The 26,288-nt window shown below is 42.9% G+C and carries 20 protein-coding genes; 18 read left to right on the top strand and 2 right to left on the bottom strand.

What is annotated here, in order from left to right; all coding sequences use genetic code 11:
• Positions 1-21 precede the first annotated feature (21 nt).
• Positions 22-1,206, bottom strand: a complete 1,185-nt coding sequence (cls, locus tag M3206_RS08510; protein WP_251312086.1) for a cardiolipin synthase — start codon at positions 1,204-1,206, stop codon at positions 22-24.
• 201 nt (positions 1,207-1,407) lie between these two features.
• Between cls and M3206_RS08505 the strand changes: the two genes are divergently transcribed.
• The 13 genes from M3206_RS08505 to M3206_RS08445 all read left to right on the top strand — a co-directional run bounded on the left by M3206_RS08505 (position 1,408) and on the right by M3206_RS08445 (position 20,157).
• Complete coding sequence (locus tag M3206_RS08505) at positions 1,408-3,540, top strand: 4Fe-4S dicluster domain-containing protein (protein WP_251312085.1); 2,133 nt, start codon at positions 1,408-1,410, stop codon at positions 3,538-3,540.
• Between the two features lie 142 nt (positions 3,541-3,682).
• Entirely contained in the window at positions 3,683-4,867 is a 1,185-nt protein-coding gene (locus M3206_RS08500; RefSeq protein WP_251312084.1) for an acetyl-CoA C-acetyltransferase, read from the top strand.
• Positions 4,868-4,882: 15 nt separating this feature from the next.
• Positions 4,883-5,734, top strand: a complete 852-nt coding sequence (locus M3206_RS08495; RefSeq protein WP_251312083.1) for a 3-hydroxybutyryl-CoA dehydrogenase — start codon at positions 4,883-4,885, stop codon at positions 5,732-5,734.
• An 89-nt stretch (positions 5,735-5,823) separates the two neighbouring features.
• The gene (locus tag M3206_RS08490; protein WP_251312082.1) at positions 5,824-6,963 is read left to right on the top strand and encodes an acyl-CoA dehydrogenase; all 1,140 of its coding nucleotides are present in this window, start codon (positions 5,824-5,826) and stop codon (positions 6,961-6,963) included.
• A 16-nt stretch (positions 6,964-6,979) separates the two neighbouring features.
• A complete protein-coding gene (locus M3206_RS08485; protein ID WP_251312081.1) occupies positions 6,980-8,122 on the top strand; it encodes an acyl-CoA dehydrogenase in 1,143 nt (380 codons plus the stop codon).
• A gap of 303 nt (positions 8,123-8,425) precedes the next feature.
• On the top strand, positions 8,426-9,385 hold the full coding sequence (gene meaB / locus M3206_RS08480) for a methylmalonyl Co-A mutase-associated GTPase MeaB (RefSeq protein WP_251312080.1): 960 nt from the start codon (positions 8,426-8,428) through the stop codon (positions 9,383-9,385).
• 16 nt (positions 9,386-9,401) lie between these two features.
• Positions 9,402-10,025 (top strand): TetR/AcrR family transcriptional regulator, encoded by a 624-nt coding sequence (locus M3206_RS08475; protein WP_251312079.1) that lies wholly within the window; start codon positions 9,402-9,404, stop codon positions 10,023-10,025.
• 15 nt (positions 10,026-10,040) lie between these two features.
• Complete coding sequence (gene icmF / locus M3206_RS08470) at positions 10,041-13,304, top strand: fused isobutyryl-CoA mutase/GTPase IcmF (protein WP_251312078.1); 3,264 nt, start codon at positions 10,041-10,043, stop codon at positions 13,302-13,304.
• 354 nt (positions 13,305-13,658) lie between these two features.
• Positions 13,659-15,143, top strand: a complete 1,485-nt coding sequence (locus M3206_RS08465) for a spore germination protein (protein ID WP_251312077.1) — start codon at positions 13,659-13,661, stop codon at positions 15,141-15,143.
• 24 nt (positions 15,144-15,167) lie between these two features.
• Positions 15,168-16,259, top strand: a complete 1,092-nt coding sequence (locus M3206_RS08460; protein ID WP_251312076.1) for a GerAB/ArcD/ProY family transporter — start codon at positions 15,168-15,170, stop codon at positions 16,257-16,259.
• A complete protein-coding gene (locus tag M3206_RS08455) occupies positions 16,256-17,350 on the top strand; it encodes a Ger(x)C family spore germination protein (RefSeq protein ID WP_251312075.1) in 1,095 nt (364 codons plus the stop codon). The genes M3206_RS08460 and M3206_RS08455 overlap by 4 nt, the downstream gene beginning before the upstream one ends.
• Before the next feature lie 184 nt (positions 17,351-17,534).
• Positions 17,535-18,038: a DNA-directed RNA polymerase subunit delta gene (gene rpoE / locus M3206_RS08450; RefSeq protein ID WP_251312106.1), complete on the top strand. Its 504-nt coding sequence runs from the start codon at positions 17,535-17,537 to the stop codon at positions 18,036-18,038.
• 517 nt (positions 18,039-18,555) lie between these two features.
• Entirely contained in the window at positions 18,556-20,157 is a 1,602-nt protein-coding gene (locus M3206_RS08445; protein ID WP_251312074.1) for a CTP synthase, read from the top strand.
• Positions 20,158-20,338: 181 nt separating this feature from the next.
• On the opposite strand, the gene M3206_RS08440 is transcribed toward M3206_RS08445, so the two are convergent.
• Complete coding sequence (locus tag M3206_RS08440) at positions 20,339-20,881, bottom strand: DUF2529 family protein (protein ID WP_251312073.1); 543 nt, start codon at positions 20,879-20,881, stop codon at positions 20,339-20,341.
• Positions 20,882-21,049: 168 nt separating this feature from the next.
• Between M3206_RS08440 and M3206_RS08435 the strand changes: the two genes are divergently transcribed.
• The 5 genes from M3206_RS08435 to glpX all read left to right on the top strand — a co-directional run bounded on the left by M3206_RS08435 (position 21,050) and on the right by glpX (position 26,044).
• Positions 21,050-21,427, top strand: coding sequence for a response regulator (locus M3206_RS08435; protein WP_251312105.1), 378 nt, complete (start codon positions 21,050-21,052; stop codon positions 21,425-21,427).
• A gap of 252 nt (positions 21,428-21,679) precedes the next feature.
• The gene (fba, locus tag M3206_RS08430) at positions 21,680-22,543 is read left to right on the top strand and encodes a class II fructose-1,6-bisphosphate aldolase (RefSeq protein ID WP_251312072.1); all 864 of its coding nucleotides are present in this window, start codon (positions 21,680-21,682) and stop codon (positions 22,541-22,543) included.
• A 243-nt stretch (positions 22,544-22,786) separates the two neighbouring features.
• Positions 22,787-23,437: a fructose-6-phosphate aldolase gene (gene fsa / locus M3206_RS08425; RefSeq protein ID WP_251312071.1), complete on the top strand. Its 651-nt coding sequence runs from the start codon at positions 22,787-22,789 to the stop codon at positions 23,435-23,437.
• Between the two features lie 260 nt (positions 23,438-23,697).
• A complete protein-coding gene (locus M3206_RS08420) occupies positions 23,698-24,990 on the top strand; it encodes a UDP-N-acetylglucosamine 1-carboxyvinyltransferase (protein ID WP_251312070.1) in 1,293 nt (430 codons plus the stop codon).
• Between the two features lie 85 nt (positions 24,991-25,075).
• Entirely contained in the window at positions 25,076-26,044 is a 969-nt protein-coding gene (gene glpX, locus M3206_RS08415) for a class II fructose-bisphosphatase (RefSeq protein WP_251312069.1), read from the top strand.
• Positions 26,045-26,288 lie beyond the last annotated feature (244 nt).

Below are 26,288 nucleotides of genomic sequence, written 5' to 3'. Positions count from 1 at the left end.
GTTTAGATGAAAATCACCTCCTTACAAAAACGGCGAAAGGATAAAACTGACTGCTTCCTTTATGCGGACATTAGGAGTGCGGGTCTTTTTGAGACGCTCTAGCGTTAGTATTTCAGACCGCGCTAGATCTGACTCAATCACCCTTTTTACCTCTTGTATATAATGTTTGTCAGTGAAGATACAGTTGATTTCATCGTTAAAGAAAAAACTGCGGAAATCAAAGTTCGCCGTTCCAATATCACAGATCTGTTCATCAAACATCAGCACTTTTGAATGATAGAACCCTTCATGGAACTGATAGATTTCTGCTCCGGCTTCTAAAAGCGGTTTTAAATAGATATAGGATGCTTCTTGAACGAAAGGGTGATCGGGATTCATTGGAACGACCAAGGTGAGTTTCACGCCTCGTTTGATCGCTCTTAAAAGTGCCTTGTTCATCTTTTTACCCGGAATAAAGTAAGCTGAACCAATTAAGATGCTTTTTTTTGACCGCTGAATCTTTTCATAAAAAAATCGGTAGACGGCACTGCCGCTTGAATGAACGAGCATAAAGTCTTTGTAAGAGGGATCATCATGGTCTATAGTCGCAGATACACTTACTTTGTCTCCGGACGCAACGTTCCAATCATGATTGAAAGATTGCTGAAGCGCATCAACGACCGAACCCTTTAAACGCAAGTGATAGTCACGCCAATCGCCGAGCTTCGTATCTTTGCCGATATATTCATTTCCGATATTATAACCGCCAATATATCCGATGTTTCCGTCGATTATCACTACTTTCCGATGATTTCGGTGGTTCAACCGATACAAAAAATAAGGGAATCCGGGCTTGTTGCTTTTTTGAAAATGAATGCCTGCTTGTTTTAAGGATTGAATGGTTTCGTTTTTAATCCCGTGACTGCCTAAACAATCGACCAGCAGTCTCACTTCAACGCCTTTTTGTGCTTTTTGGATCAACAGTGAACAAAGTTCTTGTCCAAGTTCATCATCACGAAGAATATAGAACTGGATGTGGATATATTCGACGGCATTCTTTATATCCTCAAAAAGGGCATCAAAAAAATGATAGCCGGTTGATAAAAATTGCATTTCGCCTTTTCCGTAAGATGGAGGCAGTTCCAGACTGACTTGTTTTTTATGTCCATAATAAAAATCAAGCGATGCTAAGATAAGTAAAACGGCAATTAAAAGAACAATCCACATCTAAAATAACGCCTCCTTCTACAAACTTTCGTATTAGTATACCCTGCAAGAATAAAAGCACTAAAAAATTTTACAATTTAATCCGACTGAATGCTCATTCATTATTTTTTATGATATAATGATGTCAGAAAATTAGTTTTAATTTGAATAGTTGAAAGAAAAAGAAATAGGGAGTAGCAACATGGGAAGGGAGAGAATGTGATGGACGGCTTAATGATTGCAAACTGGATTGCATTTCTTTTTGTAACCGCTTACGCGATTTTTTTGTTCGCTTATGTGGTTAAGACAAGGTATGAGTTTATAAAGCTTGGTAAAAAAGTTGAGTTTGATCATACCGTACAAGAAAGAATCAAGGCAGTGCTCGTCAATGTCTTCGGACAGAAGAAGCTCTTAAAAGATAAGAAAAGCGGTATTATTCACGTTATGTTCTTTTATGGATTTATCTTAGTCCAGTTTGGAGCAATTGATTTTATCTGGAAAGGACTCGCCCCGGGATCACATCTGCCTTTAGGTCCGCTTTATCCTGGTTTCACGTTCTTCCAGGAAATCGTAACCACGATGATCTTAGTTGCGGTCGTTTGGGCTTTCTATAGAAGATATATCGAAAAGCTTGTCCGCCTAAAACGCGGATTTAAAGCAGGTCTTGTTCTATTGTTCATCGGCGGTCTGATGCTTTCTGTGCTGGTAGGGAATGCTGCTGAAATCATCTGGCATGACCTTCCGTACGAATGGACAGCGCCAATCGCATCGGTACTTGCGATGGGTCTCGGCTTGTTAGGAGAAACAGGAGCTGCTGTTGTATTCTTCATCTCCTGGTGGATTCATTTGTTATTCTTATTAACGTTCTTAGTGTATGTTCCTCAATCAAAACATGCACATTTGATCGCTGGGCCGTTGAATGTATGGCTTGGCCGTAAAGATAAAGTAGGAAAGTTATCATCAATTAATTTTGAAGATGAGACCCAGGAAGTTTTCGGTGTGAATCGGATCGAGGACTTCAACCAAAAGCAGCTTGTTGACCTATATGCCTGCGTAGAGTGTGGACGCTGTACAAATGTTTGTCCGGCGACAGGTACAGGAAAGATGCTTTCGCCTATGGACATGATTATTAAATTACGCGATCACTTAACCGAAAAGGGAGCAGCGGTTACTTCACGCACTCCTTGGATGCCTGCCTTTGCGTTCTCAAACACAAGAGGCAACCAGATCGCCTTTGAAGCGAGAGGTCAAGGAGCACAGGAAACGGCTGCAGCTACTGAAGGTTCATCTGCACTTTCTTATGATGTGGAGATGATCGGTGAAGTCATGACAGAAGAAGAAATCTGGGCATGTACCACTTGCCGAAATTGTGAAGATCAATGTCCGGTAATGAATGAGCACGTAGATAAGATTATCGATATGCGCCGTTACCTTGTGTTAACGGAAGGTAAGATGGATTCGGAAGCGCAGCGTGCGATTAAGAATATTGAAAAGCAAGGGAACCCTTGGGGAATCTCGAAAAAAGAGCGTGAGAACTGGCGTGAACTGAAGGAAGATATCGCCGTTCCAACGGTAAAAGAGAAAGAAAAAGCAGGAGAAGAGTTCGAGTACTTGTTCTGGGTCAGCTCGATGGGTGCTTATGACAACCGTTCACAGAAAATCGCGCTTTCTTTAGCGAAGATCATGAACGAAGCGGGCATCACCTACGCGATTCTTGGTAACAAAGAGAAAAACTCTGGGGATACGGCACGTCGTCTTGGGAATGAGTTCTTGTTCCAAGAGATGGCGAGCGCGAACATTGCATTGTTTGAAAAGCATGATGTGAAGAAAATCATTACGATTGACCCGCATGCTTATAACACGTTTAAGAATGAGTATCCGGAGTTTGGTCTGAAGGCGGAAGTGTATCACCATACGGAGCTTCTCGCTGAATGGATCAAAGAAGGAAGAATTAAGCCGAAGTATGAAGTGAATGAGACGATCACGTATCATGATTCATGCTACCTTGGCCGTTATAACGAAGTATACGAACCACCTCGGGATATTTTAAAAGCTATTCCTGGCGTTAAGGTCGTTGAGATGGATCGTAATCGTCAGAACGGTATGTGCTGTGGAGCTGGCGGAGGAATGATGTGGATGGAGGAAAAAGCAGGATCGCGTGTGAACGTCGCTCGTACAGAACAGGCACTGGCAGTTAATCCAACCATGATCGGAAGCGGATGTCCATACTGCTTAACGATGCTAAGTGATGGTACGAAAGCGAAGGAAGTTGAGGATCAAGTCCAAACGTTAGATGTTGTTGAAATCTTGGAGAAATCTTTGTTTGGGTCACAAAAACAAGAGGTTCTTCAGTAATTGAATGAGACAGATGAGCTGCTTGGTTCCGTGCCGGCAGCTTCATCCTTGATTAGTAGGTGACTGAGCGTTCGCTCGGCATGTCTAATAACCTTTTGAAAGCGTTTACTATTGGAATTCAACAAATACGGGAGGTTTTTGTATGACTAGATCAGTAATCGTCAGCGGGGCACGTACGCCTGTTGGGAAATTTGGCGGTGGGTTAAGCTCATTGACCGCGTCAGACTTAGGTGGAATCGCGATCAAAGAAGCGTTACAGCGCGGAGGCGTTTCACCTGAATCGGTTGATGAAGTGATTTTAGGATGTGTTCTTCAAGGCGGGCAAGGCCAGATCCCTTCTCGTCAAGCAGCACAAAAAGCAGGACTGCCTTGGGAAACAAAGACAGAGACGATCAACAAAGTCTGTGCTTCAGGTCTTCGTTCGATTACGATGGCCGATCAGATCATCCGTGCAGGCGATGAAGAGGTGATCGTTGCAGGCGGAATGGAATCGATGAGCAATGCTCCGTATATTTTACCAAAAGCGCGTTGGGGACTTCGTATGGGTGACAGCTCTGTGAAAGACCTTATGGTGCATGACGGGTTAACGTGTACGTTCACTGGAGTTCATATGGGGATCTACGGAAACGATGTGGCAAAAGAGATGGAGATCACGCGAGAGCGCCAAGACGAGTGGGCATACAGAAGTCACCGTTTGGCAGTGGAAGCAGCAGAGAACGATGTGTTTGCTGAAGAGATCGTGCCAGTAGAAGTTCCTCAGCGTAAAGGAGATCCGATCGTTGTTTCAAAAGATGAGTCTCCGCGAAAGGATACTTCTATTGAATCTCTTGCAAAGTTAAGACCTGTCTTTTCACAAGATGGAACGATTACAGCAGGAAATGCGCCAGGGGTAAATGACGGTGCGGCAGCAGTGGTTGTGATGAGTGAAGAACGTGCACTAAAAGAAGGAAAAGAAGTGATGGCGACGATCTTAGGTCATACAGCGATTGCAGTAGAAGCGAAAGACTTCCCGAAAACACCCGGGCTTGTGATTACAGAGCTTTTAAAGAAAACAGGAAAAACACTGGATGAGATCGACTTGTTTGAAATCAACGAAGCATTTGCAGCTGTTGCTTTAACAAGTGCAGAGCTTGCTGGGTTAGATCTTGAAAAAGTGAATGTGAACGGTGGTGCGGTCGCACTCGGGCATCCGATTGGAGCGAGCGGCACACGTATCGTCCTTACGTTAATACATGAATTGAGAAGACGCGGCGGCGGGCTTGGAATCGCATCGATCTGTTCAGGCGGCGGTCAAGGTGACGCCATTTTAGTAGAAGTACAAGGATAAGAGGAGGAAGCATAAGTGAACATCAATCAAATTATGGTGATTGGCGCAGGACAGATGGGATCAGGAATCGCACAAGTCTGTGCCATGGCAGGCTTCGACGTTATTTTGCACGATATTAAGGAAGAATTTATTGAAAAAGGAATTGGAAACATTCAGAAGAACTTAAATCGTCAAGTTGAAAAAGGACGTTTGGAAGAAAGAGAAAAAGAAGCGATCCTTTCCCGTGTAACGACCTCTGTCGCCTTAGAAAATGCTTCTAAAGCAGACTTAGTCATCGAAGCGGTCGTTGAGAACATGGACGTCAAAACACAGCTCTTTAAGATGCTGGACCAATTTGCACCAGATCACGCGATTTTAGCATCAAATACATCTTCCCTTCCGATCACGGAAATTGCTGCAGCGACTGAACGTCCGGAGAAAGTGATCGGCATGCACTTCATGAACCCGGTTCCGGTTATGAAACTAGTAGAGATCATCCGTGGGCTTCAAACGACTGACGAGGTTTATGAAACGATCGAAGCGGTATCTAAGAAACTCTCAAAAGTACCAGTGGAGGTAAACGATTTTCCAGGGTTCATCTCAAACCGTATTCTAATGCCTATGATCAACGAAGCGATATTCGCGGTCTATGAAGGCGTTGCGACACCGGAAGCGGTTGATGAGATTATGAAACTCGGAATGAACCACCCGATGGGACCGTTAACGTTAGCAGACTTTATTGGACTTGATACATGCTTGTACATCATGGAAACGCTCCATGAAGGCTTCGGTGACGATAAGTACCGCCCATGCCCGCTCTTGAGAAAGTACGTAAAAGCTGGCTGGCTAGGCAAGAAGACAGGCAAAGGCTTCTACACCTACGCATAGGGGGTCTGACCCCAAACAAAGACAAAAATTCAATTTTGTCTTTGTGAGAAAGACAGTTCAGCATTTCAAAATGGAAATGGGGAGAGACCATGAACCTCGTGTTTACGGAAGAACAAAAGATGATGCAGAAGATGGTACGGGATTTTGCACAAAAAGAGATAGCACCCGCCATTGAACATATGGAAGAAACGGAAGAGTTTCCTCGTCATCTTATTAAGAAGATGGCGGAGCTTGGACTCATGGGAATTCCCATCCCTGAAGAGTATGGCGGTGCAGGGATGGACTTTACATCATACATCATCGCGATTAACGAGTTATCCAAAGTGAGCGCGACGATCGGTGTGATTTTATCCGTTCATACGAGTGTCGGAACGAATCCGATCCTTTATTTCGGGAATGAAGAACAAAAGAAAAAATACATTCCTAAGTTAGCGAGTGGAGAGTACCTTGGTGCGTTCGGACTTACAGAACCAAGTTCAGGTTCTGATGCAGCTAGTCTTAAGACAAGAGCGGTTAAAAAAGGTGATCACTACGTTTTGAACGGTTCTAAGATTTTTATTACCAATGCAGGCGAGGCCGATGTCTATATCGTGTTTGCTTCAACTGAACCAGACAAAGGCAGCTATGGGATATCCGCTTTCATCGTAGATAAAGACACGCCGGGATTTTCAGTAGGGAAGAAAGAGAAAAAAATGGGGTTAAACGGATCAAACACGTGCGAGATCATTTTTGAGGACGCGCGTGTTCCTGCTAAAAATCTGTTAGGTAATGAAGGGGAAGGCTTTAAGATCGCGATGAGTAACCTGAATACGGGCAGGATCGGTATTGCGGCACAATCGTTGGGGATCGCAGAAGCTGCACTTGAATATGCAGTCAATTATGCAAAAGAGAGAAAACAATTCGGCAAGCCGATCGGAGCAAATCAAGGTTTAGGATTCAAACTGGCGGACATGGCAACAGAAGTGGAAGCGGCAAGATTATTAACCTATCGTGCGGCAGACATGAAGACAAACAACATTTCATGCGGAAAAGAAGCGTCTATGGCGAAACTATTCGCTTCCGAAACCGCGATGAAAACAGCGATTGAAGCGGTGCAAGTCTATGGTGGTTATGGCTATTCAAAAGAATATCCGGTTGAAAGATTGTTCCGTGACGCGAAGGTGTGTCAGATCTACGAAGGAACAAGTGAAATACAGAGAATGGTACTCAGCAAACACCTACTAGGGTAAGAGGGAGAGAATAGAGATGCAATTTTTATTATCTGAAGAACACGAAATGATTCGCAAGATGGTCCGTGACTTCGCAAAGAACGAAGTAGAACCGACAGCGGCTGAGCGTGATGAAGAAGAACGTTTCGACCGTTCCATCTTTGATCAAATGGGAGAGCTTGGGCTTTGTGGGATTCCTTGGCCAGAAGAATACGGCGGAATCGGCGGGGACTATCTTGGCTATGTTATCGCAGTAGAAGAACTTTCACGCGTTTGTGCGTCAGTGGGTGTAACCCTTTCAGCACATACGTCCCTTGCTGGCTGGCCGATCTTCAAGTTCGGTTCAGAAGAGCAGAAACAGAAATTCCTTCGTCCGATGGCAGAAGGAAAGAAGATCGGTGCTTACGGCTTAACAGAGCCAGGTTCTGGATCTGATGCAGGGAACATGAAAACAACAGCGAAAAAAGACGGTGATCACTACATCATTAACGGCTCTAAAATATTTATAACGAATGCGGGAGACGCAGAGATCTATGTAGTATTTGCTCGTACGGATATAGATGCAGGCACAAGAGGTGTATCTGCATTCATCGTAGAAAAAGGAACACCAGGATTTTCTTTTGGGAAAAAAGAAAAGAAGCTTGGAATCCGTTCATCTCCAACATTAGAGATCATTTTCGAAGATTGCCGAGTGCCCGCTGAAAACCTTCTGGGCAAAGAAGGTGAAGGATTCAAGATCGCGATGATGACGTTAGATGGCGGACGTAACGGTATCGCAGCTCAAGCAGTTGGTATCGCACAAGGCGCACTCGATGCTTCCGTGAACTACGCGAAAGAACGTAAGCAGTTCGGTAAGCCGATCGGAGTGAACCAAGGGATCGGGTTCAAACTAGCGGATATGGCAACAAAAGTGGAAGCAGCAAGACTTTTAACTTACCAAGCAGCATGGAGAGAATCAGAAGGTTTGTCCTACGGGAAAGAATCCGCCATGTCAAAACTGTTCGCAGGAGACATCGCGATGGAAGTAACAACCGACGCCGTTCAAGTATTCGGCGGATACGGCTACACAAAAGAATACCCAGTAGAACGCTACATGCGTGACGCAAAAATCACACAAATCTACGAAGGCACACAAGAAATTCAACGACTCGTTATTTCAAAAATGCTTTTAAAAGATTAAGAGTTAGAACATTTGTGACGCTCTGGCTTGAATCGGTTTTTCATGAGTTGATTTTTAACAGAGATCTTTTTACAGAGCGCAGCTAGACAAAATAGATTCTAAAAACACCCATGCAGTTGATTGGAGCGCAAGATGCGAGACTCCTGCGGGACCAGTGGGACAGGTGAGACCATTAAATGTCGCAGAGCGACGAATGGGCTCACCGCCCGCCCCGCGGAAAGCGAACATCTGGAGCGTAAATCAACAACCCCAAGCACAAAATCACCACTTCCAAATTTTTTTAAGATCTTTTAGGAGGAAACCATGCATCCATTAGCCAAGCGCATCCAGCAAAAAGAGGAACGGGCCCTTGCAAAAGCGATCACACTTGCCGAAAACAGCGGAGCCGATAAACTAGAGCTTTTAAAAAGCATCTACCCAATGCAAAAAGGCGCACATTGGATCGGAATCACAGGTTCACCCGGTGCAGGGAAAAGCTCGCTCGTTAACCGCCTCATTTCATACCTGCGCAATAAAGGATTGACGGTAGCGGTTGTGGCAGTGGATCCGACAAGTCCCTTTAGCGGAGGCTCCATACTTGGAGACCGTGTACGCATGGCTGATCACTTTACCGATCCTGGCGTGTTCATCCGAAGTATGGGTACCCGCGGAAGCTTAGGCGGACTCTCCCGTTCTACTAAGGAAACTGTGCGGCTCATGGATGCTTATGGGTTTGATGTGATTTTAATAGAAACAGTAGGAGTCGGGCAGTCGGAGCTCGATATTATGAAACTCGCAGATTCTGTTGCAGTGGTCTTGAACCCTGGCAGCGGGGATGTCGTACAGGTGTTTAAAGCGGGAATCATGGAGATCGCAGACTTGTTTGTAGTCAACAAAGCGGATATGCCAGGCGTTCCGAAGCTATTGGCAGAGATTGAAGCAATGCTCGACCTCGTCAAACACGATAGCCCCTACCGGCCACCGGTGGTTCAGACGATTTCTACTGAAAATAAAGGGCTAGAAGCATTATGGGAAGCGCTTCTCGCTCATAAAGCGTATTTAAAAGAGAGCGGTGAGGGAAGCGTTCGAAAGCTTGCCAACCTGAAACGCGAAGTGATGGAAGTGGTCCAACATGAGATTTTTCAACAAGTATGGACAGAGGAAAAAGAACATGGATTCTCCTGGCTATCCGATATAGAGCAAGGCACCACAGATCCTTATACAGCTGCAGAGAAAATCCTTAATCAGCGCTTGCAGCCTGGAGACACGAAAGAGAACGAGTGAGAAGTGAGGGAGGCCATTGAGTAAAAAGGAAGTACCGTCGCTCGTAAAAGATGAAAAACTCATTCAAAAGCGACGCGAAGAGATGGTAAAAGCTGCGGTGTCTTTATTCAAGAAAAATGGATTTCACCGCACCACAACCCGTGAAATCGCAAAAGTTTCAGGTTTCAGCATCGGTACACTCTACGAATACATCCGATCGAAAGAGGATATTTTGTACTTGGTCTGTGACAGCATCTATGATGGCGTGAAATGGAGGCTGCAGCAGGATATCGACTCGGCAGACAGCGGAATAAAAGGTGTTGAGAAAGCGATCACGGCTTATTTTAAAGTGATGGACGATATGCAGGATGAAGTGCTTGTTATGTACCAAGAAGCAAAGTCATTATCTGATGAAGCATTGCCTTATGTACTGAAAAAAGAGCTTGAGATGACGGCGATCTTTGAGAGACTTTTATCTCAAGCCGTGCATAAGGGAGATCTAGACTTAAACGAAAAAGAAATCCAGGCGGCTGCCCATAACATCTTGATCATCGGGCAGATGTGGACGTTCAGACGCTGGGCACTTCAAAAGATATATACCTTGGAAGAATACACAAAATTACAGCTCCAGCAGCTGCTCCATGGCATTAAAGGAGCGTAAGAAAGGATGAAAAAGATGGCTCAAACTGATATTTACCGGCCGAAAAATCCGGTTCGATTTGTAACCGCTTCCAGTCTCTTTGACGGACATGATGCTTCAATCAACATCATGAGAAGAATCATTCAGTCGAACGGATGTGAAGTCATCCACCTTGGGCATAACCGTTCTGTAGATGAAGTGGTGAGTGCTGCTATTCAGGAAGACGTTCAAGGAATCGCGATCTCTTCTTATCAAGGCGGACACGTGGAATATTTTAAATACATGATCGATTTATTGAAAGAACGCGGAGCTAGTCACATCAAAGTGTTTGGCGGAGGCGGAGGGGTGATTATCCCGCCTGAGATCAAGGAACTTCATGCATATGGCGTAACGCGCATCTTCTCACCAGAAGACGGGCGATTGCTAGGGTTACAAGGCATGATCAATCTTATGGTAGAAGAGTGTGATTTTCCGACGGTTACATCACTGACAGACGAGATCGAGAAGGTAAAAGAAAAAGATGTACGTTCCGTTTCACGTTTGATCACACTTGCTGAAAATGCTAAACAAGCTTCAGAAGAGATCGCTGCTACAGCCGAACAGACTCTTTCTGCTTTAAAAGGAATACAGAAGGAAGTGCCTGTTTTAGGAATTACAGGTACTGGTGGAGCGGGGAAAAGTTCCCTTACCGATGAACTTGTACGCCGTTTCTTAAACGAGTGCGAAGACAAAACGATCGCAATTATCTCGATTGACCCAACGAAACAAAAGACGGGTGGAGCCCTTTTAGGGGATAGAATCCGCATGAACGCGATCTATCATCCGCGTGTTTATATGAGATCACTGGCTACACGCGGATCTCGTTCAGAGCTTTCAGATGCGATCAAAGATGCGATTGCGGTAACAAAAGCAGCAGGCTATGATTTAATCGTTGTTGAAACAAGCGGTATCGGGCAAGGGGACGCAGGAATCTCCGAGATCTCTGATGTCTCTTTATATGTGATGACAAGCGAATTTGGTGCGCCTTCACAGCTAGAGAAGATCGACATGATCGATTACGCAGACATCATCGCGATCAATAAGTTTGAGCGCAAAGGCTCTGAAGATGCATTGCGAGATGTGAAAAAGCAGTATCAGCGCTCTCGCAACTGGTTTGATAAGGATCTGGATGAGATGCCAGTCTATGGAACCATTGCGAGTCAGTTTAATGACGCTGGCACAAACGTTTTATTTTATCACTTGATGAAGTTGATTGAAGAGAAGTCTGGTATGGATTGGGGCATTCAGCCTGCAGCGGAAGCGATGACAGCGAAAAAGAACGTCATCATTCCAGGCGAGCGCGCTCAGTACTTGAACGAAATCGCTCAGACTGTCCGTAACTACCATGAAACTGTGAACGAACAATCAAAGCTTGCTCGTAAATCGTTCCAGATCAAAGGGACACTTGAAACGGTCAAAGAGTATGATGTTTCGGGTGTTGAAGTTGAGACAGGATTGAACAAAGCGCTTGAAAAAGTGGAAGAAGAGCTCATGCCGGCGACGAAGAAAATGCTGAATGATTGGCCGAAGATTAAAGAAATGTATGCGAAGAAAGAGTTTGTAACAAAGATCCGCGACAAAGAGATCGTGACAGAACTGACGACGAAAAGTCTTTCAGGTCTTGATATCCCGAAAGTGGCTCTTCCCAAGTTTGAAGACTGGGGAGACATCGTAAAGTGGATTATGAAAGAGAATGTCCCAGGTTCATTTCCTTATACGGCTGGCGTATTCCCTTTTAAACGAAAAGGCGAGGATCCAAAGCGTCAGTTCGCTGGAGAAGGAACACCTGAACGAACCAACCGACGTTTCCATTACTTATCGAAAGATGATGATGCGAAGCGACTAAGTACTGCGTTCGATTCTGTAACGTTATATGGTGAAGATCCGGATTATCGTCCGGACATCTACGGGAAAGTCGGAGAGAGCGGTGTAAGCATCTGCACACTCGAAGATATGAAAAAGCTGTATGACGGTTTTGATTTAATTGCACCTTCTACATCCGTATCGATGACGATTAACGGTCCTGCACCGATCATCCTTGCGATGTTCATGAACACAGCGATCGATCAGCAAGTAAAGGTTTTTGTAGAAGAGAACGGCCGTCAGCCGAATGAAGCAGAATACGAAGAAATTAAAGCGAAGACGCTTTCCGCTGTTCGCGGAACCGTTCAAGCAGATATTTTAAAAGAAGACCAAGGACAGAATACTTGTATCTTCTCAACCGAATTCGCTCTTCGTATGATGGGAGACATTCAGCAGTACTTTATCGATCATAAAGTACGCAACTATTATTCTGTTTCGATCTCTGGCTACCATATTGCGGAAGCGGGTGCGAATCCGATCACCCAGCTTGCGTTCACACTTGCAAACGGCTTTACGTATGTGGAGTACTATTTGAGTCGCGGTATGGATATTAACGATTTCGCACCGAACCTTTCTTTCTTCTTCTCTAACGGGCTTGATCCTGAATATAGTGTCATCGGCCGTGTGGCGAGAAGAATTTGGGCGACTGTCATGCGTGATAAATATAAAGCGAACGAACGCAGTCAAAAGCTTAAGTATCACATCCAGACTTCTGGACGTTCCCTTCACGCACAGGAGATTGATTTTAACGATATCCGCACAACCCTTCAAGCGTTGATGGCACTGTATGATAACTGTAACTCGCTTCACACGAACTCTTATGATGAAGCGATCACAACACCAACAGAGGAATCCGTTCGCCGCGCGATGGCCATCCAGATGATCATCACGAAAGAGCTGGGTCTAGCACGCAATGAGAACTCGCTTCAAGGTTCGTTCATCATTGAAGAATTAACAGATCTAGTAGAAGAGATGGTTCTTCAAGAGTTTGAACGTATGAATACAAGAGGTGGAGTACTTGGCGCGATGGAAACGCAGTACCAGCGCGGTAAGATCCAGGAAGAATCGATGTATTATGAGATGAAAAAGCATGATGGATCACTTCCGATTATCGGGGTGAACACGTACTTGAATCCGAATCCGCCATCTGAAGAAGAATTCAACATGCAGCTTGCGCGTGCGACGAAAGAAGAAAAAGAACAACAGATTAGAAACCTCGCAGCTTTCCAGGAGGCTAGAAAAGATCAAGCGGGAGAAGCTTTGGCTCGCTTGAAGAGTGTTGCGCTTAACGGCGGAAATATCTTTGAAGAGCTGATGAATACCGTAAAATATGCGAGTCTTGGACAGATTACGAGCGCATTGTATGAAGTCGGGGGCAAATATAGAAGGAATATGTAAAGAAAATAATGATGAAAAACATGGTGCTCTAAATAGGGCGTCATGTTTTTTTGTACTTAAATCTTTTTCTTCCATGCAAGTTGATTGGAACGCAAGGTTGCCGACACCTAACTGACGAGCGGTCAGGTGGAGACTCCTTATGGCGCAAAGCGGCAGGAGGCTCACCGCACGCCTCGTGGAAGCGAGCAACCTGGAGTGGAAATCAACTTCTCTCAAAATACATTTACAAGCTGAGATTTAGAATCTCAGTTTTTTTGTTCAATTCATAATCGCTCCTTCTTTAGTAAAAGATAAATCATACTAACGATATTGTTGCATGGTAAAAGTTTTTTACTGTTAGGAAAGGGGAGGCAAATGAACTGGTTTAAGAAAAGCTCGAAAAAAGAAGAACATACGTTACCACAGGTTCTTGAGTATTTAAAAAAATCCGGTGATTTTTTGGACTTTCAAAATCCTCAATCGCCAACCCCTTATTGGATTTCCTATTTTCGTTCATTAGTAGATGCGGAGATTATTCATCGGGACATTCTTCCCTATTTAAACAAAACAACCATAAAAAAAATAGAAGAACTTAAGGCCGCTCTTCCTATTGAAAACGTAATGGTAACGAGTGATCTAGAGACAATCCGGCAAATGATGTTATCTGGCTGTGTACTGATCCGATTAAACGAAAAAGATCAACAAGGTGTGCTTGTAAAAGCAGAAATGAATAAAGTACGGGAAATATCGATACCTGAAGAAGAATTCAGTGTTGTTGGACCAAAGGAATCCTTTGTTGAATCGATTACGACCAATTTGAATTTGATTAGAAAGCGGCTCCCGGTACCAGAGTTAGAGATCAGAGAATTTAAATTAGGGAAGCTCTCAAAGACGAGGGTCGCGGTCATCTATATTTCAGGGATAGCGAATGAAGAAAACATTAATACCGCTCTGCAGCGAGTGGGGGAGATCGAGATTCATCAGATTTTGGACAGTTCGTATGTTTCTCAACTTATATCGGACAATGACAATTCTCCATTTCCTCAGCTGATTGACACAGAACGTCCTGATCGTGTGGCCGGTGTTCTTAGTGAAGGAAGTATCGTCATATTGGTAGATGGCTCGCCGCATGCTTTAATTGGACCAACTACCCTTGTAAAATTCTTTTCAGCTTTAGAAGATTATTTTCTTAATTGGCAATTAGCTTCAGTACTAAGGATTCTCCGTTTAATTGCCGTTTCGTTCTCTATATTAATAACTCCTATTTATGTGGCGGTACTTAATTATCATTATGAATTGATACCAAAGGATTTGATGGCAACTCTTATATCTTCTCGAGATTTTGTCCCATTGCCACCTTTTTTAGAAGCACTCGTTCTAGAACTGACAATTGAACTTCTGAGAGAAGCAGGGGCGAGACTTCCAACAAAAGTCGGTCAAACTATCGGTATCGTAGGCGGGATCGTAATCGGAACAGCATCCGTTGAAGCAGGTTTAACAAGTAACGTGATGCTGATCATTGTTGCATTAGCCGCACTGGCTTCCTTTACAACGCCGGTTTATAAAATGAGTAACGCCATCCGATTGATTCGTTTTCCCTTTCTTGTGTTAGCTGAACTATGGGGAATGATTGGTATTTCGATCGCTTTTATCTTTTTGATGGGCCATTTACTTCGTCTCACTTCTTTTGGTAGACCTTATTTAGAACCCATCTATCCACCGCGTCTTGAAGATTTAAAGGACGCGTTTGTGAGACTTCCTTTTAAAACGCAGCCTAAGAGACCTGTGCAATTACAGTCACAAGATACGGTTAAGTTTTCAGAGAAAGCAGCAAAAGAGAAAAAGGACATTGATGAATAAATTTCTGTATGGAGATGTTATTTTATGAAAGTAACGGTCAAGGAGCAATTTCTTATATCCCCTTATCTCGCCTTTTTCATTGTGCATAGTATGCAGATTGGAGTCGGCGTTATGGGCTTTCAGAGGTATGTAGCAACCTATACGGAACAGGATTCGTGGCTTACGGTCATGATGGGAGGAGCTGCTGTTCATCTCGTAATTTGGATGATGTATAAGATGCTTAATAAAGAACAAGGAGATATCCTTTCTATCCATGAGACCGCATATGGAAAATGGATAGGTCGACTTCTTACTATTCTATTTATCATTTACTTAATAGCGATGGGAATCACCGTGCTTCGAACTTTCCTAGAGGTGCTTCAAGTATGGATGTTTACGTTAATGAAGACGTGGGTGTTCACCTTCGTTTATTTAATCGCTGCCTATCATATTATTGCTGGCGGATTCCGTTCAGTAGTAGGTGTTTGTTTTTTAGGAGTGGTCGTTCCTTTTTATTTGAACTTTACCTTTCTCGCACCGCTAGAGTTTTCAAATGTTCGTAATTTATTCCCGATCTTGGACCATTCTATCAAAGATTTTATCGTGGCTATGAAACCTATGACTTTAAGTTATTTAGGCTTTGAAACGCTTCTTGTGTTTTATCCCTTTTTCAAAAAGCCGGAAACCTCACAAAAATGGTTTCATTACGGAAATCTTTTTACCGTCGTCTTGTATTTCTATCTCATGCTCATCACCCTTGTTTACTATACGCCTGATCATCTGAGACGTACGATTTGGGCAACCATTTCGATGTGGAAGATCATTCGTTTTCCTTTTGTCGAACGATTTGAATATATCGGTCTTGCAACATGGACCATTGTTATCCTTCCTAATATTTGTTTAGCTTTTTGGGCAGCAAGCAGGATGGCAAAGCGTATGTTTAACGTCACACAAAAGAAATCGCTCATCTTTATCTTAGTCTTTGCGATGATCGTATCACCCATGTTTGATGACCGAACGTCCATTGAGAAGTTAAATATGATGGTCTCTCAGTTTGGTTTCTATTTTAATTTTGGTTATATACCGTTATTGTTCTTCTTCCATTACTTTATGAGTAAAGTGAGGAACAAAGCATGAAAAAATTTATAATAACGATCCTTGTTATATGCATTGTAGGATATTTCGGAAGGATTGATAAAGAGATCCTGGATGATTTAGACATTGTGACAGCAGTGGGGTATGACTATAAAGGCAAACGTAAAATCGAAGCCACTGTCGTCTCGCCTATTATCAATCCTGATAAAAGTATATCGAATAAGACGATATCATCCGTAGGTAAAATGAGTAAGGAAGCGTTGTATTTTCTTAATCAAAAATCACCGAATCCCGTCGTAAACGGAAAGATCGAAGTGGCTCTTTTTAGTGAAAAACTTGCCAAAACAAGGGGTGTGCAGAATTATATAGATTATGTTCATCGTGATCCAAGTATCGGTACAAGGCTTATTTTAGCCGTTGTAGATGGAAACGTAAAAAAAATGCTAGGAGAATCTTTTAAAGATTTTGATTCAGGAACCTATATTCAAAAACAAATCGATCAAAACACAAAGAATGGGTTTATCCCTACTAACAATTTACACTTGTTCTTATCTGCTTATTATACGGAGGGAGCAGATCCGATCCTGCCTATTATTGAGCTCCGTGGTAAAAAGATCAACATTAAGGGACTTGCCTTCTTTAAAGGGAGTAAAATGGTTGATTCTATCCCCTATCGAAGTATGTTTGCTTTTAAATCGATATATGAAAATATCGAAAATGCAGGATACACCTTAAAAACCAAGGATAAAGGGAAGACAGAGTATGTTTCCATCCAGGGAATACGCACTACAAAGGTGTATAGAGTGAAGAACGAACAGACCACTCCCGAAATTACGCTTCGCTTAGGTATTAAAGGGTTTCTCAGAGAATATACGGGAGATAAAGTTAATCAAGAATTAATTGATAAGTCCGAGAAAATCATGGCAAAGAAAGTAGAAAAAGATGCAGAAGCGTTGATTAGGCGTTTTCAAAAAAAGGGCATAGATCCGCTGGCATGGGGCGAACAGACAAGAAGCAGGACCAGACATTGGGATCAAAAGAAATGGGATCAGCAATATAAGAACCTTAAAATAAATGTTGAAGTAGATGTTTCGATTTTTGAGATAGGGATTGTTGATGGGAGCCCGTTCTAACCGATAACGGGTTCCTATTTAAATGGATGTGTGAAAAATAAGGAATAATTTTAAAAAAGATAGATTACTACTGGCATATCCGTATAGGATTTGTTTATAATGAAGAGTATGATTCTTCTAGAGATTGAGCACAATGTGTTGATATAAATGAGTGTGGAGAAGGAAAGGAAGTGCCGATGTGGCTATGTTGAACACGTATACGAAAGAACAAGTCGTTGAAATGTCTATGGTCGAAATCGCATTTGAAATTTTGCAGAATGAGAAGCAGCCTATTCAATTTTACGATTTAGTTAAACAGATCGCTGAGATTAAAGGATTGTCTAAAACTGCAGTTGAAAGCCGAATTGCGTATTTTTACACAGATATGAATATCGATGGACGCTTCGTTTCATTGGGCGATAATAAATGGGGATTAAAAACATGGTACCCAGTTGAGAGTTCTGAGGAAGAACTTGGTGCTACCAACAAACCAACAAAACGTAAAAAAGCATCTGAGGATGACTATGACTTTGAAGAGGACTTCGAAGATGAAGATTTCGATGAGTTAGAAGTAGAAGATGAGTTTGTTGAGGAAGATGACGACCTTGCAGATGACGACGATGAAGAAGAAGATGAAGAATTAGAGTTTGACGAAGAAGATGAAGATTTTGAAGAAGACGAAGAAGAAGATCTCGAAGAAGATGCATAGGAAGATCTTTAATCCATTGTAAAAGCCAGTGCCTGAGAAGGTGCTGGTTTTTCTTTTAGCTGTTTACTGTTTTTCGAAAGTAGTTGATTTCCGCTCCAGGTTGCACGCTTTCCGCCATTAGGAGTCTCACCTGTCCCACTCGTCCCGCTGGAGTCGGCAACCTTCCGCTTCAATCAATTTGCAGAGGAGACAAACAATTTAAAAGCACCCGTCTTTTAAAAACTTCTATAAAGGGACATTAAAGAGATAGTCGAAAAATTCAAACCTTCAAAGCTTCTTGACATGAGCTTTGGAGTCGGGTAATATTCTTTTTGGGCTATTCCTGTATCTTTTTTATAAAAGACTAATTATATACGAACTCAAAGCAAAAGTGCCCCCTATCCATAGGGGAAGTGTCTTTTGCTTTTTATTTTTTACACGGATTGGACAGTGCTTGTACAAAAAACAAGCCTCTCCCGATAGTAGAAAAACGGTTTATAGCAAATACTTATTTTAGAAAAATTAGGGGGATTGAATGATGGCAAAATATATTTTTGTTACAGGCGGGGTTGTTTCTTCATTAGGAAAAGGGATTACGGCGGCTTCTCTTGGCCGATTATTAAAAAATCGTGGAGTAAAGGTAACGACTCAAAAATTCGATCCGTACATCAACGTTGACCCAGGAACGATGAGTCCTTATCAGCATGGTGAGGTTTTCGTAACGGATGATGGCGCAGAGACGGATCTAGATTTAGGTCACTACGAGCGTTTCATTGATATCAACCTAAACAAATACAGCTCAGTGACAACAGGAAAAATCTATTCAACGGTTCTTCGCAAGGAGCGCCGCGGTGAGTATCTTGGTGGAACGGTTCAGGTCATTCCGCACATCACAAATGAGATTAAAGAACGCGTTTTCCGTGCTGGCCGTGAAACGAACGCAGATGTCGTTATTACTGAAATCGGCGGAACAGTTGGAGACATCGAAAGCTTACCGTTCTTAGAAGCCATTCGCCAGATTAAAAGTGATGTTGGTTCTGAAAACGTGATGTACATCCACTGTACACTTATTCCATACATCCGTGCAGCGGGCGAACTGAAGACAAAACCGACACAGCACAGTGTTAAAGAGCTTCGCAGTCTTGGTATTCAGCCAAATATTATTGTAGTTCGTACGGAAATGCCAGTCCCTCAAGATATGAAAGATAAGATCGGGTTGTTTTGTGATATCGATCCAAAGGCCGTAATCGAGGCAAGAGATGCTGATACGTTATACCAGGTGCCAATCGACCTCCAAGAACAAAAGATGGACGAGCTTGTTTGCAAGCACTTGAAACTTGAAACACACGAGCCGGATATGGTGGAGTGGAAAGAATTGATCAACCGCGTAACAAACCTAAAAGGTAAAGTGAAGATCGCTTTAGTCGGAAAATATGTAGCTCTTCAAGATGCTTATATTTCAGTAGTAGAGGCGATGCGCCACGCAGGTTACCATTTCGATACTGATATTGATATCGACTGGATCAACTCTGAGACAGTAACGGCTGAAAATGTTAAAGAACTTTTAAAAGATGCTGACGGTATTTTAGTACCTGGCGGATTCGGCGATAGAGGGGTAGAAGGCAAGATTTTAGCTACTCAATATGCGCGTGAAAACAAAGTTCCTTTCTTAGGAATCTGTTTAGGGATGCAACTTGCATCAGTAGAATTTGCACGAAACGTTCTAGGATTGGAAGGCGCTCACTCTGCAGAACTTATGCCTGAAACACCGTTCCCAGTCATCGACTTACTTCCTGAACAAAAAGATATTGAAGATCTTGGAGGAACACTACGCCTTGGTCTATATCCTTGTAAAATTAAAGAAGATACAAAAGCGTTTGATGCTTATAAGGACGAGGTTGTTTACGAAAGACACCGTCACCGTTACGAGTTCAACAATGAGTACCGCGAACAGATGGAGAAAGCAGGATTCATCTTCTCTGGAACATCTCCTGACGGAAGACTTGTTGAGATCGTCGAACTTGAAGATCACCCTTGGTTTGTAGCGTCACAGTTCCATCCGGAATTTACGTCAAGACCTACACGACCACAAGCATTATTCCGTGACTTTATCGGTGCAGTAACACAGTTAAAGAACTAAATAGTTGAATGGTTAGCCGGCAGTTTCCTTTATTGGTTCGAGGAGCTGCTGGTTTTTTTGTTGATGATGTCCGTGTGAGATGCACATCTGATGGGATAAAAAGGTAAAATGTGTGAGTGCATCGAATTTTATAAGATGCTTTAAAAACAAAGAAAAGACTGGCGCACAGCCAGACTTCATCTTATTCTTCATCATATTCTTCTAAAATTTCCTCCGTTGTTAAAAAGAGTGCGTAATAAGCAAATAAAGTGGTTAATCCGGACGGAAATCCTATGCGTGAACCATCGTCGAGCGGAACTAAACCTCGAACAGCCTTCGAGTCGATCACAATATCTACGGAAGAATCCAGTTCTGTTTCATTTTCAGCTTCTTTTTTGCGGCCACCTAGCAAAATTACATGACAATCCGTATGTTCTTTTATCTTTTTACAAAAAGTCACCGCTTCTTCATCGTCTAGGAAGCGTGAAGCCACCACAACGCTATCTACGGGAAGCAATTCATCAAAACTTCCCTCCACAAAAGCCGAGCCGCGACGGAATTTATTTTCACCAAACAGTGCTTCACTCACCACAGCTTCCATTTCGCCGAAACCCTTGAAATAAACGGTCCCTTCAGATAAAACCGAATGGGCAAGCAGACGGGAAGCCTCTTCGATGGATTGTTCTTCTTTATCAGATATCGCTTTTAATAATCCAGAAACTTGTGTTGAAAATATTTTAAGCATTACATGTACTCCTTTTGCCACGAAAAATAATTTATCGCAAAATCGTTCTTTTGTTTAGTATACTGAAATTAACATGACATTTCATGGATGATAGCAGGAAATTCTTTGGATATATAGAAATACATAGAGATAAAGTTGATTTGCAAATGAACTCAGATGAGGTGAGCAATAATGAGCGGGAAAATTTTAATTGTAGACGATCAATATGGGATTAGAATTCTTTTAAATGAAATCTTCCAAAAAGAAGGATACAAGACGTATCAGGCTGCTAATGGAGTACAAGCTCTTTCAATTGTGGAGAAGGACCGTCCTGATCTTGTTATTTTAGATATGAAAATCCCGGGAATGGATGGACTGGAGATCCTTCGCCGTGTGAAGAAACATGATGAAACGATTCAAGTTATTATCATGACTGCTTATGGTGAGTTGGACATGATCCATGAAGCCATGAAACTCGGAGCGATTACTCATTTTGCAAAACCGTTTGATATTGATGAGATCCGAGCTGCTGTAAGGAAAGAACTTCCATTAAATGCTCCATCCTAAGAAAAAATCTTTTAAAGCCCGACGTGTCGCCGATGGTAGCGTTTACACCTCGAAAACGTTGATGTGTTGCGGTTTCCGGGCGATATTGGTATGCTATACTAGAATGTAAAATGAGCATTATGAAATGTTTAGCAAGTCGCCATGAAAGGTAAACTAAAATGGCTTCTTTTTGCTGTTTATGCATTTCAGCAATATACAATACAAAAACGTAGTTGGTCTGCTCGTGCCAATATCCAAAGGAGGACATGTAACATGCCTTTAGTTTCAATGAAGGAAATGCTTGAAAAAGCAAAAGCGGAAAATTATGCAGTTGGTCAATTCAACTTGAACAACCTTGAGTTTACTCAAGCTATACTTAAAGCTGCACAAGAAGAGAACTCACCAGTAATTCTTGGTGTTTCTGAAGGTGCTGCTCGTTATATGGGTGGATTCAAGCTGACTGTAGCTATGGTAAAAGCACTTATGGAAGAATACAAAATCACAGTTCCTGTAGCGATTCACTTAGACCATGGTTCAAGCTTTGAAAAATGTGCTGAAGCGATTCATGCAGGTTTCACATCTGTTATGATCGATGGTTCTCATCATCCTTTAGAAGAAAACATCGCGTTAACGAAAAAAGTAGTTGAGCTTGCTCACATCCACGGTGTTTCTGTTGAGGCAGAACTTGGCCGTATCGGTGGACAAGAAGACGATCTAATCGTTGATGATGCTGAAGCTGCATACGCTGTTCCATCTGAGTGTGATCAGCTAGTTCGTGAAACAGGAGTTGACTGTTTCGCACCTGCACTTGGTTCTGTTCACGGACCTTACAAAGGTGAGCCTAACCTTGGATTCGACCGCATGAAAGAAGTAATGGAACTAACTGGTGTACCTCTAGTTCTTCACGGTGGTACTGGTATTCCAACAAAAGACATCCAAAAAGCGATCTCTTTAGGAACGGCTAAAATCAACGTAAACACAGAAAACCAAATCGCTTCACATAAAGCTGTTAAAGAATATATCGGAGCTAACCCAGACAAGTACGATCCACGTAAATACTTGACTGCTGCTCGCGATGCGATTCAAGCAACAGTAGCAGGAAAAATGCGTGAGTTTGGTTCTTCCAACAAAGCGTAATTTCCTGGTCAAATAAGACTAATATGAACCTTTCTTTGAAACCGCCTATACATCATAGGCGGTTTCATTTACACTATAATAGTGTGTAACGTGACAGGTTGTTTAATCGACTTATGAGTAGTCGATTATTTATGTTGCAAGTTAAACCGTAAAATGTAAGCGCAATACTAACGTGTATGAAGAAGTGTGTGTTATAAAAGAATATAAACGAACGAGAAACCTAAAAAAACAGGAGTGATTGTTTTGAAATTCTTTATTGATACAGCAAACATTGAGGATATTAAAGAAGCCTATGACCTGGGCATTTTATCTGGAGTAACAACAAACCCATCTTTAGTAGCAAAAGAAAAAGGCGTTGATTTCCATGAACGCTTAAAGGAAATTACAAATCTTGTACCGGGTTCAGTTAGTGCTGAGGTGATCGGAACTTCTTATGAAGAAATGGTAGAAGAGGGCCGTGAATTAGCGAAGATCGCGCCTAATATTACGGTAAAAGTCCCAATGACGCTTGATGGTCTGAAAGCTGTTAAAACTTTTTCTGATGAAAACATAAAGACGAACGTGACGCTTATCTTTAATGCGAACCAAGCATTGCTAGCTGCACGTGCTGGTGCTACATATGTATCGCCGTTCCTAGGGCGCTTAGATGATATCGGTCAAGATGGATTAGAGCTTATCTCACAAGTAGCGCAAATTTTTGCGATTCATGAGATTCCAACGGAGATCATTGCAGCATCGATCCGCCACCCTGTTCACGTAACAGAAGCAGCAATCCGCGGAGCTCATATCGCAACGATCCCACCAAACGTAATCAAAGGACTAGTAAAGCACCCATTAACAGACCAAGGAATCGAAAAATTCCTAGCTGATTGGGAAGCGGCTAACAAGAAATAATTATAGTTTATTGTTGAACGTTTTTTAGGTAGCTTCTCCGAATAGTTGATTGGAACGTAAGGTGCGAGACTCCTGCAGGCTCACCGCACGCCCTGCAAGCGAGTATCCTGAAGTGGAAATCAACATCTCTCAACAATGTTCAACTGACTACCAAAATAATACATGGCAAAGAAAATTTTGGTAAATAATAAAATTAACGAAACTGGTAATATATTCACAATTACGATGGTCTTTGTGACTCTTACTGAAAGGAGTTTACCATGGAAAAACTGATGATTGAAGGGGGCTATCCTCTAGAAGGAACGGTCCAAGTAAGCGGAGCGAAAAACAGTGCGGTGGCTTTAATCCCCGCTACGATATTAGCAGAATCAACCGTTACCATTGAAGGTTTGCCTAACATATCAGATGTTCGTATCCTGCGTGATTTGTTAGAGGAAATCGGGGGAGAAGCTTACCTGGATGAATATCAGTCGCTTACGGTTAACCCTGAAAAGATGATTGCGATGCCTCTTCCGAGCGGAAAGGTAAAAAAGCTTCGTGCCTCTTACTACTTGATGGGTGCGATGCTTGGGCGTTTTAAAAAAGCGGTAATCGGCTTGCCAGGTGGGTGCAACCTTGGACCACGTCCGATCGACCAGCACATCAAAGGCTTTGAAGCGCTTGGTGCAAAAGTGACGAACGAGCAAGGTGCGATCTATCTACGCGCAGATGAGCTTGTTGGCGCACGCATTTACCTGGATGTTGTAAGTGTGGGAGCAACGATCAATATCATGCTTGCAGCAGTAAGAGCAAAAGGGCAGACGATTATTGAGAATGCAGCGAAAGAACCTGAAATTATCGATGTAGCTACGCTCTTAACGAGCATGGGTGCAAAGATCAAAGGAGCAGGAACAGACGTCATTCGTATCGATGGTGTCGAAAAGATGCACGGATGCCGTCACTCTATCATTCCAGACCGTATCGAAGCCGGAACGTACATGATCTTAGCAGCTTCCATGGGGCAGCAGGTTTTAATCGATAACGTTATTCCGCTGCATTTAGAATCACTGATCGCCAAGCTTAGAGAAATGGGCGTTTTCATCGAAACGAAAGACGATCAAATTCTTGTTTATCGAGGGAGTGACCCTCTAAAGAGCGTCGATATCAAAACGCTCGTTTATCCAGGGTTCCCGACAGATCTTCAACAGCCGTTCACATCGCTTTTAACAAGCTCAGAAGGCACGAGCATTGTAACAGATACGATCTACAGTGCACGCTTTAAACATATCGACGAACTTCGCCGAATGGGAGCGAATGTGAAAGTTGAAGGCCGTTCTGCTATAATAAATGGGCCAGCAAAGCTTGAAGGGGCAAAAGTAAAAGCTTCTGACCTTCGAGCAGGGGCAGCGCTTGTTGTAGCCGGTCTCATGGCTGAAGGTGTTACGGAGATTTCAGGCCTTGAGCATATTGACCGCGGCTACGAATCTTTAGTAGAAAAGTTAAAAGGACTTGGAGCTAAAGTGTGGCGTGAAAATATGGATGTAGAAGAAATGGAAGAAATGAAGAACTCATAAGTGTAAAAAAGAGAAATCACCCAACCGGTGATTTTTCTTAAGGATAAATATGTAAGCGTTTTAAGTTTGGGGAGGGGACCACATTATGGAGAGAAGTTTATCAATGGAGCTTGTTCGTGTAACAGAAGCGGCAGCTCTAGCATCAGCACGCTGGATGGGAAGAGGCAAGAAAGACGAAGCAGATGATGCAGCAACAACAGCTATGAGAAATGTTTTTGACACGGTTCCTATGAAAGGAACGGTTGTGATCGGTGAAGGAGAAATGGACGAAGCGCCTATGCTCTATATCGGTGAAAAGCTGGGAACGGGCTATGGGCCACGCGTAGATGTTGCCGTTGACCCGCTTGAAGGGACAAACATCGTGGCATCTGGAACATGGAACGCACTAGCTGTTCTGGCGGTTGCTGACCATGGAAACTTGCTTCACGCACCTGACATGTATATGGACAAAATTGCAGTCGGACGTGAGAGCGTAGGGAAAATCGACATCGACGCACCTGTTATTGATAATTTAAAAGCAGTAGCAGAAGCGAAAAATAAAAATATTGAAGACTTAGTTGCGGTTATTCTAGACCGTCCACGTCATCAACAGATTATTCAAGATATCCGTGAAGCGGGTGCAAGAATCAAGCTGATCTCTGATGGTGATGTGGCCGCTGCGATCAATACAGCATTCGATGATACAGGTGTAGATATTTTATTCGGTTCAGGTGGAGCACCTGAAGGCGTAATCGCCGCTGTTGCCTTAAAGTGCCTTGGCGGAGAGCTTCAAGGAAAGCTTCTTCCTCAAAGTGATGAAGAATTAGCACGATGCAAAAAGATGGGGATCAATGACGTGAACCGCGTATTATACATGGATGACCTTGTAAAAGGGGACGATGCGATCTTTGCAGCAACAGGTGTAACGGACGGTGAGTTATTAAAAGGTGTTCGCTTTGACGGATCTACTGGAACGACTCAATCTGTTGTTATGCGTGCAAAATCAGGAACAGTTCGTTTCATCGACGGCAGACATAGTCTGAAGAAAAAGCCAGATCTAGTAATCAAACCTTAAGAGGTGAAAAAGGCCGGACAATGCGTCCGGTCTTTCTATTATATGGATCGTTTATGGGAATAGTGGGGCAGACGATTCTTCTTCGATTTTTTTGACAGGTTCCGTTCTTTCTTTCTGTGGGAGGACGGCTTCACCCTTAACCATTAATGAAGGTTGTGGGTAGATGCCTCTTCTGCTTCTATCTCTTGTTTATTTTTCTTTTCCACATCCGATACACGGGGTCATGAACTAACGTTCGATGACA

This window comes from Fictibacillus phosphorivorans, assembly GCF_023715845.1.
In the GTDB taxonomy this organism is placed as follows: Bacteria; Bacillota; Bacilli; order Bacillales; family Fictibacillaceae; genus Fictibacillus; species Fictibacillus phosphorivorans_D.
Note: the sequence above shows the minus strand (reverse complement) of the source record. Positions and strands in the feature narration are given on the sequence as shown.

Bases quoted from the DNA above. Each gene is read 5' to 3' on its own strand.
- M3206_RS08500 (WP_251312084.1), top strand. From the start codon at position 3,683: ATGACTAGATCAGTAATCGTCAGCGGGGCACGTACGCCTGTTGGGAAA.
- M3206_RS08455 (WP_251312075.1), top strand. From the start codon at position 16,256: ATGAAAAAATTTATAATAACGATCCTTGTTATATGCATTGTAGGATAT.
- icmF (WP_251312078.1), top strand. From the start codon at position 10,041: ATGGCTCAAACTGATATTTACCGGCCGAAAAATCCGGTTCGATTTGTA.
- fba (WP_251312072.1), top strand. From the start codon at position 21,680: ATGCCTTTAGTTTCAATGAAGGAAATGCTTGAAAAAGCAAAAGCGGAA.
- M3206_RS08485 (WP_251312081.1), top strand. From the start codon at position 6,980: ATGCAATTTTTATTATCTGAAGAACACGAAATGATTCGCAAGATGGTC.
- M3206_RS08440 (WP_251312073.1), bottom strand. From the start codon at position 20,881: ATGCTTAAAATATTTTCAACACAAGTTTCTGGATTATTAAAAGCGATA.
- M3206_RS08460 (WP_251312076.1), top strand. From the start codon at position 15,168: ATGAAAGTAACGGTCAAGGAGCAATTTCTTATATCCCCTTATCTCGCC.
- M3206_RS08445 (WP_251312074.1), top strand. From the start codon at position 18,556: ATGGCAAAATATATTTTTGTTACAGGCGGGGTTGTTTCTTCATTAGGA.
- M3206_RS08420 (WP_251312070.1), top strand. From the start codon at position 23,698: ATGGAAAAACTGATGATTGAAGGGGGCTATCCTCTAGAAGGAACGGTC.
- cls (WP_251312086.1), bottom strand. From the start codon at position 1,206: ATGTGGATTGTTCTTTTAATTGCCGTTTTACTTATCTTAGCATCGCTT.
- rpoE (WP_251312106.1), top strand. From the start codon at position 17,535: ATGTTGAACACGTATACGAAAGAACAAGTCGTTGAAATGTCTATGGTC.
- M3206_RS08490 (WP_251312082.1), top strand. From the start codon at position 5,824: ATGAACCTCGTGTTTACGGAAGAACAAAAGATGATGCAGAAGATGGTA.
- M3206_RS08465 (WP_251312077.1), top strand. From the start codon at position 13,659: ATGAACTGGTTTAAGAAAAGCTCGAAAAAAGAAGAACATACGTTACCA.
- glpX (WP_251312069.1), top strand. From the start codon at position 25,076: ATGGAGAGAAGTTTATCAATGGAGCTTGTTCGTGTAACAGAAGCGGCA.
- M3206_RS08505 (WP_251312085.1), top strand. From the start codon at position 1,408: ATGGACGGCTTAATGATTGCAAACTGGATTGCATTTCTTTTTGTAACC.
- meaB (WP_251312080.1), top strand. From the start codon at position 8,426: ATGCATCCATTAGCCAAGCGCATCCAGCAAAAAGAGGAACGGGCCCTT.